The sequence below is a fragment of the Actinomadura sp. NPDC049753 genome (assembly GCF_040674655.1).
Taxonomy (GTDB): Bacteria; Actinomycetota; Actinomycetes; order Streptosporangiales; family Streptosporangiaceae; genus Spirillospora; species Spirillospora verrucosospora.
Genome location: NZ_JBFARL010000254.1, coordinates 1 through 10,246, shown reverse-complemented (window position 1 = coordinate 10,246; position 10,246 = coordinate 1). Strand labels below are relative to the sequence as shown.

The 10,246-nt window shown below is 72.2% G+C and carries 9 protein-coding genes and 1 tRNA gene; 6 read left to right on the top strand and 4 right to left on the bottom strand.

What is annotated here, in order from left to right:
* Window positions 1-607 precede the first annotated feature (607 nt).
* Window positions 608-681: transfer RNA gene (locus AB0K37_RS37145), tRNA-Arg, on the bottom strand.
* Window positions 682-786: 105 nt separating this feature from the next.
* Between AB0K37_RS37145 and AB0K37_RS37140 the strand changes: the two genes are divergently transcribed.
* Genes AB0K37_RS37140 through AB0K37_RS37120 form a run of 5 tightly spaced genes read left to right on the top strand, consistent with a single transcriptional unit; the run spans window position 787 to window position 5,336 of the window.
* The gene (locus AB0K37_RS37140; RefSeq protein ID WP_363989495.1) at window positions 787-1,575 is read left to right on the top strand and encodes a phosphotransferase; all 789 of its coding nucleotides are present in this window, start codon (window positions 787-789) and stop codon (window positions 1,573-1,575) included.
* On the top strand, window positions 1,550-2,455 hold the full coding sequence (locus AB0K37_RS37135) for a cobalamin biosynthesis protein (protein ID WP_363989493.1): 906 nt from the start codon (window positions 1,550-1,552) through the stop codon (window positions 2,453-2,455). The genes AB0K37_RS37140 and AB0K37_RS37135 overlap by 26 nt, the downstream gene beginning before the upstream one ends.
* Window positions 2,452-3,972 carry a cobyric acid synthase gene (locus AB0K37_RS37130; RefSeq protein ID WP_363989491.1) on the top strand — a complete coding sequence of 507 codons (1,521 nt, stop codon included), beginning with the start codon at window positions 2,452-2,454 and terminating at the stop codon, window positions 3,970-3,972. Before AB0K37_RS37135 ends, AB0K37_RS37130 begins: the two co-directional genes overlap by 4 nt.
* A 40-nt stretch (window positions 3,973-4,012) precedes the next feature.
* The gene (locus tag AB0K37_RS37125) at window positions 4,013-4,645 is read left to right on the top strand and encodes a DUF1444 family protein (RefSeq protein WP_363989489.1); all 633 of its coding nucleotides are present in this window, start codon (window positions 4,013-4,015) and stop codon (window positions 4,643-4,645) included.
* Window positions 4,646-4,697: 52 nt separating this feature from the next.
* On the top strand, window positions 4,698-5,336 hold the full coding sequence (locus AB0K37_RS37120) for a LysE family translocator (RefSeq protein WP_363989487.1): 639 nt from the start codon (window positions 4,698-4,700) through the stop codon (window positions 5,334-5,336).
* A 1-nt stretch (window position 5,337) separates the two neighbouring features.
* On the opposite strand, the gene AB0K37_RS37115 is transcribed toward AB0K37_RS37120, so the two are convergent.
* Window positions 5,338-6,741 carry an amino acid permease gene (locus tag AB0K37_RS37115; RefSeq protein ID WP_363989484.1) on the bottom strand — a complete coding sequence of 468 codons (1,404 nt, stop codon included), beginning with the start codon at window positions 6,739-6,741 and terminating at the stop codon, window positions 5,338-5,340.
* Window positions 6,742-6,784: 43 nt separating this feature from the next.
* Window positions 6,785-8,461, bottom strand: a complete 1,677-nt coding sequence (locus AB0K37_RS37110) for a serine/threonine-protein kinase (protein ID WP_363989483.1) — start codon at window positions 8,459-8,461, stop codon at window positions 6,785-6,787.
* 106 nt (window positions 8,462-8,567) lie between these two features.
* Here AB0K37_RS37110 and AB0K37_RS37105 point away from each other — a divergent pair, with 106 nt between their 5' ends.
* Window positions 8,568-9,539 (top strand): alpha/beta hydrolase, encoded by a 972-nt coding sequence (locus tag AB0K37_RS37105; RefSeq protein ID WP_363989480.1) that lies wholly within the window; start codon window positions 8,568-8,570, stop codon window positions 9,537-9,539.
* Here AB0K37_RS37105 and AB0K37_RS37100 read toward each other — a convergent pair.
* The coding region (locus tag AB0K37_RS37100) for a hypothetical protein (protein ID WP_363989477.1) at window positions 9,536-10,246 on the bottom strand (711 nt) is incomplete at its 5' end. The two genes, AB0K37_RS37105 and AB0K37_RS37100, sit on opposite strands and share 4 nt — an antisense overlap.

Genomic DNA, 10,246 nt, shown 5'->3' with positions numbered 1-10,246 from the left:
GGAGGCGCAGCGCGACCTCGGTCCGCTCGGCCAGGGCGGCCTCGACCTTCTTGAGCATCTTGTCGAGCTGCTTGGGCACCCCGGCGTGCCGGACGGCCGAGGATGGGCGGCTGTTCGTCACAAGCGGTGGGCAGTCGTTCTCCGGCTCCGCCTACGCGCAGGTGTGGAAGCGGGCTCGCGCCCTGGCGCTGACTCCCGATCAGGTCGAATCGCCGTTGGCGGCCCGGCCGTATGACTTGCGGCATGCGGCGGTGTCGCTGTGGCTGAACGCGGGTGTCCATGCGCCCGAAGCGGCCGAACGTGCTGGGCACGGGGTCGATGTATGTTGCGTGTTTACGCTAAGTGCATAGACGGGCAACGGGACGTCGCAAACCAGCGCATCGAGGACGCGTTGGTGTGATCGGCACCACAGTGGAGAGGGCTCCGGAGTGTTCCGGGGCCTCTCTTCCCGTCTGCGCTGACCTGCGGGAACGCGGGCCGGGTTATTCCGCGTATATTCCGGGAACAGTGCCGCGCGGCTGCGTTTGGTGGCATCTGGCTGCATCCGGCGTGACAACGGCGAGAGACGTTCTCACAGGTCAGTGCATAGATGACCTGGTGGTGACGGCGCGCCCGGCAGGATTCGAACCCGCGACCGTCGGATTAGAAGTCCGATGCTCTGTCCAGCTGAGCTACGGGCGCTCGGCGCCCGGCGGGACGCCGGGACACAGTGTAAGGGCGCACGTCGTCCGGCTCCACATCTATAACGGCCTTACCGCTGGGGCGGGGGTCCTATCTTGGGGTGCTGTGGCGGTGAACATTGAGGTGCCGCTCTCCGGTGGGGCCGTGTCGGAGGGTGTGGTGCGGGTCGGGGAGACGGTGCGGCGGCCGCTGAGGGCGCACAGTCCGGCGGTCCATGGGCTGCTGCGGCATCTGGAGGACGTGGGGTTCGAGGCGCCGCGGGTGCTGGGGGTCGATGAGCTGGGGCGGGAGGTGCTCAGCTGGGTGCCCGGGGAGGTTCCGCAGCGGCCGTTGGCGGCGTCCGTCGTCTCGGAGGACGTGCTGCGGGGCGTGGGGCGGCTGCTGAGGCGGTACCACGACGCCGTCGCGTCGTACGAGGCGCCGGTGGGGGCGCCGTGGGACGCGGAGACGTCCAACGTCGACGGGGAGCCCGAGGTCATCGGGCATTGCGATGTGACGCCGGAGAACGTCGTCTTCCGGGGCGGGCGGCCGGTCGCTCTGATCGACTTCGATCTCGCGCGGCCCACCACGCGGGTGTTCGACGTGGTCACGGCGTTGCGGCATTGGGGGCCGATCGAGGATCCGGCCGATCGGGACGCCGTGCTCTACGGGGCGGACGTGGGCCGGCGGCTGCGGATCTTCTGCGATGCCTACGGGCTGGACCGGGAGCGGCGGCGGGAGGTGCTGCCGGCGGCGCGGGTGCGGTTCGAGCGGTCCTATCGGGCGATGCGCGGGAGGGCTGAACGCGGTGGGGGATGGGCGCGGATCTGGCAGGGGGGCGCCGGGCCCCGGATACGGCGGGCTCAGGATTGGCTGGAGCGGCACTGGGATGAGCTCGATGCGCGTCTCTGGTGAGGGGCTGGTTCTCGGGGTCGCGCTGGACGCTCTTTTCGGGGACCCGAAGCGGTGGCATCCCGTGGCCGGGTTCGGGCAGGTGGCGTCCGGGGTCGAGCGCTGGGTCTATGGGGACTCGCGCTGGCGGGGTGTTGTCTATGTCGGGGCCCTGGTGGGTGGTGCCGGGGCCGCGGGGGTTGCGCTTGAGCGGGTGAGCCGGCGACCTCTTGTGCATTGTCTTGTCACCGCCGGGGTCACCTGGGCCGTGCTCGGCGGGACGTCGTTGGGGCGTGAAGGGCTCCACATGGCGCGGGTGCTGGAGCGGGGCGACGTGGAGGAGGCCAGGGAGCGGCTTTCCCATCTGTGTGCCAGGGATCCGCGGGGGTTGGACGCTCGCGATCTGAGCCGTGCGGTGGTGGAGTCGGTGGCCGAGAACACGTCGGACGCGTCCATCGCGCCTTTGGTCTGGGGAGCGGTGGCGGGCATTCCGGGGCTGCTCATGTACCGGGCCGTGAACACGCTTGACGCGATGGTCGGGTATCGGAGTCCGAGGTACGAGCGGTTCGGGTGGGCGGCGGCGCGGTTGGACGATGTCGCGAACTGGGTTCCGGCGAGGGTCACCGGAGGATTGGTCGCTCTGTGTTCGGGGCGGGAGGCCTGGCGGGTTCTGCGCAGGGACGGTGCGAAGCATCCGAGTCCCAACGCGGGGCGGTGCGAGGCCGCTTTCGCCGGGGCGCTCGGGGTGAGGCTGGGCGGCGCCAACGCCTATGGCGGACGGGTCGAGCGGCGGCCCGAGATGGGGGACGGGCGGGCGCCCGAGGTCAGGGACATCCGGAGGGCCGTCCGGCTTTCGGCGGCGGTGACGTTCGCGGCGGCGGCCGTGGTCTGGAGTGTGCGGTGAGCGGGCTTCTGGTGGCGGGGACCACCTCGGACGCGGGGAAGAGCGTCGTCACCGCGGGGCTGTGCCGGTGGCTGGCACGGCAGGGGGTGAAGGTCGCACCGTTCAAGGCCCAGAACATGTCGCTGAACTCGATGGTGACGAGCGACGGGGCGGAGATCGGGCGGGCGCAGTACATGCAGGCGCAGGCTGCGGGGGTGGAGCCCGCGGCGCTGATGAATCCGGTGCTGCTCAAGCCGGGAAGCGACCGCAGAAGCCAGGTCGTGGTGCTGGGAAAGCCCGTGGCGGAGGTCGACGCGCTCCAGTACGGGGCGCACAAGGAGCGGCTCAAGGGCGTCGTGCTGGAGTGCCTTGAGGAGTTGCGGGCCAAGTACGACGTGGTGGTGTGCGAGGGGGCCGGGAGTCCTGCCGAGATCAACCTGCGGGGCGGCGACATCGTGAACATGGGGCTGGCCCGGGCCGCGAACCTGCCGGTGGTGGTGGTCGGCGACATCGACCGGGGCGGTGTCTTCGCGTCGCTCTACGGCACGGTCGCCTTGCTGGAACCCGCCGACCAGGCGCTGATCGCCGGATTCGTCATCAACAAGTTCCGGGGGGCGCCGGAGCTTCTCGCGCCGGGGCTGGAGCAGCTCGCGATGCTCACCGGGCGTCCGACGCTGGGAGTGCTGCCCTGGAAACTCGGCCTGTATCTCGACTCCGAGGACACCCTGGCATTGGACGCGCCGAGGCCCGACGCGAAAGGGCCTTACGGGAAGGAGACGCTGCGCATCGCCGTCGTCCGGTTCCCGCGCATCTCCAATTTCACGGACATGGACGCCCTGGCCTGCGAGCCCGGCGTCGTCGTCCGGTACGCGGCGAGTGCCGGCGACCTGGCCGAGGCCGACCTGGTGGTGCTTCCGGGGACCCGGGCCACCGTCGCCGATCTGGCGTGGCTCCGCGACCGGGGGATGGCCGATGAGATCTGCAGGAGGGCCGAGGAGGGCCGGCCGGTCCTCGGGATCTGCGGCGGTTACCAGATGCTGGCCGAGGAGATCGTGGACGGTGTCGAGTCCGGGGAGGGGAGAGCGACGGGGCTCGGTCTCCTTCCCGCGAGAGTCGAGTTCAAGAAGGAGAAGACTCTCGGGCGGCCCACCGGGAGCGCCTATGGGGAGACCGTGAACGCCTACGAGATCCATCACGGCATCGTGAGCGCGGAGGGGGAGCCGTTCCTCGACGGGTGCCGGGAAGGCGCCGTGTGGGGGACGACCTGGCATGGCGCGATGGAGAACGACGGCTTCCGCAGGGCGTTCCTCGCGGACGTCGCCCGGACGGCGGGGAGGCGGTTCGTCCCGGCCCCCGACGTGTCCTTCGGGGCGCTGAGGGAGGCGACCCTGGACGCGCTCGGCGACCTCGTCGAGGAGCACATGGACACCGGGGCCGTGTGGCGGATCATCGAGCGCGGCGCGCCGGGGGGACTGCCCGTCGTCCCGCCCGGCGGAGCCCCGGCGCCGCCCTCCGGCGGTAGGGTGATCCACTCGTGAACACAGGCGCACGCAGGCAGAGCACCAGGAGGAGCACCCCGTGACCGACCCGCGGTCCAAGCTGATCGTCCCGCTGATGAAGGCGCGGGTGCCGGCCGAGGTCCAGCTGGAGTTCCCGCTCCCGGCGGACGAGGAGCCGATCCGCGACCCGTTCGCCGCCGACCTGTACGTCACCTACGCGCTCGAGGTCGCCGACGAGGGGGCCCCGTCCGGCCGCCGCTACGAGCACGTGGCGCGCCGGCACTGCGCCGACCTCGGGGTGGCGCAGGGCGAGCTGCGCCGCCACGCGGTGATCAACCTGCGCGACCTGCGTCCCGAGCTGAGCCTCAGCTGGTATCCCGACGCGCGCGCCGTGACGGTGTCGCTGGGCGCGTCCGCGGGGGGCGGGGGCCTGGAGTCGGGCCTGCTGCTGGACGAGGGGTTCCTGGAGAAGCTGGCGCAGGACGTGGAGGGCGACCTCGTCGTCGCGGCGCCCGCGCGGGACGTGTTCGTCGCGTCCGGCACCGGTCACCCGGACGGCGTCGACAAGCTCCGCTGGGCGGTCTCGCAGGTGTGGGCCGAGGACCGCGGGGACGAGGGCGACGACCCGGTGTGGGACGTCCCCGCGGGGAGTCTCCTCACGCACAACCTCCTGGTCCGCCGCGGCGCCGCCTGGGAAGTCCTCACCAGCTGACCCCCGGAAAAACGGGTGGGCCGCCATGGCCGGAATGCGTACTCTCCGGGTCATGGTGTCGATTCATCAGCTTCTGGCGTTCTCCGCGATGGCGCTGGCGATCATCCTGATCCCCGGGCCGTCCGTCCTGTTCGTCGTCGGCCGCGCGCTGGCGCACGGCCGGCGCACCGCGCTCGCGGGCGTGGTCGGCGGGGTGCTCGCCGCCCTGGTGCTGACCGCGGCGGTCGCGGTGGGCGTCGGATCGATCGTGGCCCGCTCCGCCGTCGTGTTCACCGCCCTGAAGATCGTGGGCGCGGTCTACATCGTCTACCTCGGGGTGCAGGCCATCCGGCACCGGCGCTCGCTGCAGGAGGCGATCGCCGGGAGCGAGGCGGAGCGCGGCGGGGGCCGGGCGCTGCTGCAGGGCTTCTTCGTCGGCATCACCAACCCGAAGACGACCGTGTTCTTCGCGGCCGTCCTGCCGCAGTTCGTGGTGCGCGAGAACGGCCACGTCGAGCTCCAGATGATGCTGTTCGGCGCGATCTTCGCGTTGATCGCGCTGTGCTGCGACAGCCTGTGGGGGATCGCGGCGGGGACGGCCCGCGACTGGTTCGCCCGCTCGCCGCGCCGCCTCGCGGCGATCGGCGGCACCGGCGGCCTGATGATGATCGGTCTCGGCGTCACCGTCGCGGCGACGGGCCGCAAGGACTGAGCTAGCCCCCGGTCCCGCGCGCCGCGGCGACGGGAGCGGCGACCGGCGGCCGCCTGCCGAAGCGGCGGCGCAGCGGGTAGGCGAGCGCGACGACGGCGAGGCTGACCAGGGAGGCGGCCAGCTGGGAGCGCTGCCCGTCCATGAACGCCATCGAGACCAGCACGGCGAGCAGGGCGGCGATGACCAGCCAGGTCAGGTACGGGAACAGCCACATCCGGTAGGTGAGGCTCGCAGGATCCTCGCGCCGCAGCCGGGACCGAAGCCGCAGCTGCGAGAACAGGATCGCCAGGTAGACGAAGGCCAGCACGACCCCGATCGAGTTCATCAGGAACTTGAAGACCTGGTCGGGGGAGACGTAGGACGCGACGACCGCCGCCCACGCCGCGACCGTCCCGAGCAGGATCGCCCGGACGGGGACGCCGCGCCGGTTCAGCCGCACCAGCCCGGCGGGGGCGTCGCCGTCGCGGGTCAGCACGTACAGCATCCGGGACGAGACGTAGATCGCCGAGTTCAGGACCGACAGGACGGCGGTGAGGATGACCGCCTCCATGAGGGTGCCGGCGGCGGGCACGTCCAGCCGGTCCAGGGCGCTGACGAACGGACTGGTGAGGATCTTCGCGTCGTTCCACGGCAGGATCGACACGACGAGCAGGATCGACAGCACGTAGAACAGCGCGACGCGCCACAGCACGTTGCTCGTGGCCCTCGCGACCGCCCGGCCCGGCTCCTCGCTCTCCGCGGCGGCGATGGTGACGATCTCCGTCCCGCCGAACGCGAACATCACCGCGACGATGGCGGTGAAGACCGATCCGGCGCCGTTCGGGACGAACCCTCCGTGCCCGGTGAGCACGGCGAGGCCGCCGGGCGAGTCCGGCCAGAGGCCGGTGACGTAGAGGACGCCGAGGACGACGAACACCAGGATCGCCGCGACCTTGATCGAGGCGAACCAGAACTCGAACTCCCCGAAGGACCGGACGGAGACGAGGTTCACCGCCGTCATCGCGACCAGCAGCGCGGCGGCCAGCGCCCACTGCGGCAGGCCGGTCCAGCCGGCGAGGATTCCGGCGCCCGCGGTCGCCTCGGCGCCGACGAGGATCACGTAGAGGTACCAGTACAGCCAGCCGATGGTGAAACCCGCGAAGGGGCCGAGCGCCATCCGCGCGTACTCGGCGAGGGACCCGGCGACCGGGCGCGCGACGACCATCTCGCCGAGCGCCCGCAGCACGCACAGCACCAGCAGGCCGGCCGCGGCGTACGACAGGACGGCGGCGGGCCCGGCGGTGCTGATCACGGCGCCGCTGCCGACGAACAGCCCGGCGCCGATCGCGCCCCCGATCGCCAGCATCGTCATGTGGCGGCGGCGCAGCCCGGCGCGCAGTCCGGTGCCGCCACTGCTCTCAGACATCACGACAACAGTAGGTGACCTGCGTGGATGCGCCTGACGGAAGTCAGATCCCGCAGAGCGCGAAGTCGTCGAAGACCGCCTGCGGCCATCCGGTCGCGCCCTCGTCGCGGACCACGAGCAGGCCGCTGTTGCCGGGGACGCTGCTCGGCGGGGTGGCGGCGGACGAGGCGACCGGCTCGCCGTTGACCCACATCGCCAGGTCGATGTTGCCGTCCTGGCGCTTGACGCAGGCGGCTTGGAGGCGGTTCCTCTCGCGCAGCCTGGGGGCGACGCCGGTCGTCACGGTCTGCGCCTGCCAGGTGGCCAGCTTGGCGATGCGCGCACGGCCGTCCGAGCCGAGGAGGAACGCGTAGCCCGTGCTTCCCATGCAGTACACCCCCGCCTCGCCGTAGGCGTCCTTCGGCGTCACCTCGACCTCGATGAGCTGGGAGTCGGGGATCCTGCTCACCGGTGCGTCGACGGTCGTGCGCCGCGCCTTCGGCAGGACGTGGATCTCGTACTTCCGGTCGCGGTAGGCCGCGTCGAAGGCCGGGGTGGCGGCCGTCTTCCAGCCGGAGTCGGCGTCGTTGAAACCGTCGTCGAAGACCTTGTCCTTGACGTCCGGCGGTTCGTCGCCGAGGACGGCGGCCCCGCTGGGCCCCGACGCGTCCGGGGCGTCGTCGCCGCCCGGGATGTCGAGGGCGCCGATCACGGCGGAGACGGCGAGGACCGCCCCGGTCGCGACGATGAGCAGGCCCCGGTCGCGGTGCCGGGAAGGCTTCTTCGCCGGGGCCGCCGGCGCCGGCGCGCCGATCGGACGCGTCGGCGGTACCGAGTCGACGCTCGTCAGGGGTCCGGGCGCCGGTGCGGGCACGGGGCCCGGCGCCGGTTCCGGTTCGGGCGGCGCGACGGCGGGCGGAGCCGCGGGCGGCGCGTCCTCGCCGGTCAGCGCCTGGATCAGCTGCTTCACCGTCGGACGTTCGGCGGGCTCCTTGGCCAGCGACCGGGCCACGAGATCGCGGACGGCCGGGTCGAGGCCCTCCAGGTCGGGGCCGGCGGACGTCACCCGGCTGATGACCTCCGGGAGGGTCCCGCCGCCGAACGGGGCGCGACCGGTGCCCGCGTAGGCGACGACGCAGCCCCAGGAGAACACGTCGGCGGCGGGCGTGATCTCCCGCCCGTGCATCAGCTCGGGCGCGATGTAGGCGGGCGTGCCGACGAACTGGCCGGTCCGGGTCGGGCCCTCGGTGGCGTCCAGCGCGCGGGCGATGCCGAAGTCGATCACGCGCGGCCCGGTCGGGGACAGCAGCACGTTGGACGGCTTGAGGTCGCGGTGCACGATCCCGGCGCCGTGGATCGCGCCGAGCGCCGTCGCGACGTTGACCGCGAGGGCCTCCAGGTCGCCGCCGCGCAGGGGGCCGTCCGCCTTCACGGCCTCCTCGACGGACGGCCCGTTGACGTACTCGGTCACCACGTACAGCGGGTCGCCGTCGAGCCGGGCGTCCAGGACGGCGGCGGTGCAGAACCGGCTGACCTGCCGCGCGGCCGTCACCTCGCTGCGGAACCGCTCGTGGAACGCCTCGTCGTCGGCCAGTTCCGCGTTGATGACCTTGACCGCGACCCGCCGTCCCGACTCGTCCTCGCCGAGGTAGACGGTGCCCATGCCGCCCCGGCCGAGGCGGGCGGTGAGCACGTACGGGCCGAGCAGCCGCGGGTCTCGGTCACGGAGGGGCGCCTGCATGACTCGACTCCCGGGGTGGAGAGGGGCTGTGATTCAGTCTGTCGTACGGTCGGTCTCTTTGACGCCCGATCATGGGGCATCAGTTCACCGGACAGCGGGAGGAAATGTGGACGTTACGGCGGACGTGCTCGGCCCCGGGTACGAGGCGATCGAGCTGCCGATGGGCCGGGACGCCGAGGGCGAGGTCGTGGCGACGCTCGTGCGGCGCCGCGGCGGCGGCGACCCGTCCCGGCGGGCGGTGCTCTACCTGCACGGGTTCGTCGACTACTTCTTCCAGCGGCACCTCGCCGACTTCTACGTCGAGCTCGGCTTCGACTTCTACGCGCTTGACCTGCGCAAGTACGGGCGCTCGCTGCGTCCGCACCAGACCCCGAACTTCGTCGAGAGCCTGTCGGACTACTTCCCGGAGATCGACGAGGCGGTCCGGATCGTCCGGGACGTGGACGGGCACGACACGCTCCTGCTGAACGGCCACTCGACCGGCGGCCTGGTCGCGGCCCTGTGGGCCGACCGGGCCAGGGGCAAGGGCCTGATCGACGGCGTGTTCCTCAACAGCCCGTTCCTGGACCTCGCCGAGCCGCTGGTGATGCGCAAGGTCGGCGCGGGCCTGGCGCGTGCGCTGCGTCCTCGGTTCCCGAAGGCGAAGCTGCCCGCGGGGGTGTCCGACCGGTACCCGCGCAGCATCCACCGCGACCACGAGGGCGAGTGGGAGTTCGACCTGGCCTGGAAGCCGCTCGCCGGGTTCCCGGTGCGGGCGGCGTGGCTGGCGGCCGTGCGGCGGGGGCAGCTGCGCCTGCACCGCGGCCTGGACGTCGACGTCCCGGTGCTGGTCATGGCGTCGACGCGCAGCGTCCGCCCGACCCGCGGGGTGCTGGACGTGACGGGCGCCGACGCCGTCCTGGACGTCGAGCACATGACGAAGTGGGCGCCGCGGATCGGGCGGCACGTCACGCTCGTGCGGATCGAGGGCGGCCTGCACGACCTGGTGCTGTCCGCCGAACCGGCCCGCTCGCAGGTCTTCGCGGAGCTGACCCGGTGGACGAACGGCTACCTGCCGGACCGGCCGGCGCCGGCCTAGTCGAGGATCTTCGACAGGTCGAAGTCGTCGAAGTCGACGATGATCTGCTGCGCGGCGTTGCCGCCCCGCTCGACCTGCAGGCCGGCCTTGCCGTTGCCGAGCGGCTGGTCGGTGTCGGTCGCGTCGACGACCCGGTGGCCGTTCACCCAGAGCCGCAGCCGGACCTGCTTGCCGTCGTTGCCGCTCTCGCAGGCGATCTGGAGCTTGTTCGACTCGCCCTCGGAGAGGCCGGGGACCGAGTCGGTGCTGTCGAGCTCCTTGGTGCCGCGGTCCTTGGTGAGCTTGCGGAGCACCGCGCCCTTGCCGTCGTTGCGGACGAGGAACATGTACTCGTTCGCGCCGTCCTCGGTCATGCGGCAGGTGAGGCCGTACATGCCGTCGGGGGACCCCTGGGCGACCCTGGTGGTGACGGTGGCCAGCATCGGGTCGGGGGCGAAGTCGTCCTTGGGCACGTCCCGCCTCACCGCGCCGGTCGAGCCCTGGGTCTCCAGCCGGTAGCCGCCGTTCATGTAGCCGTACTGGCCGTTGAAGGTGCCCCAGTCGGAGCCGTCGTTGGAGAAGTCGTCGCTGAACGTCGTGGCGACGTTGCCGGGCGGGCCGTCCGGGCGCAGCACGAGGAACCCGACGACGGCGAGCAGGACGAGGGCGGCGGCGAGCCGCTTGCGCACCTCGGCCTCGGTGACCGGGCGGCCCGCGGCGGCGTCGGC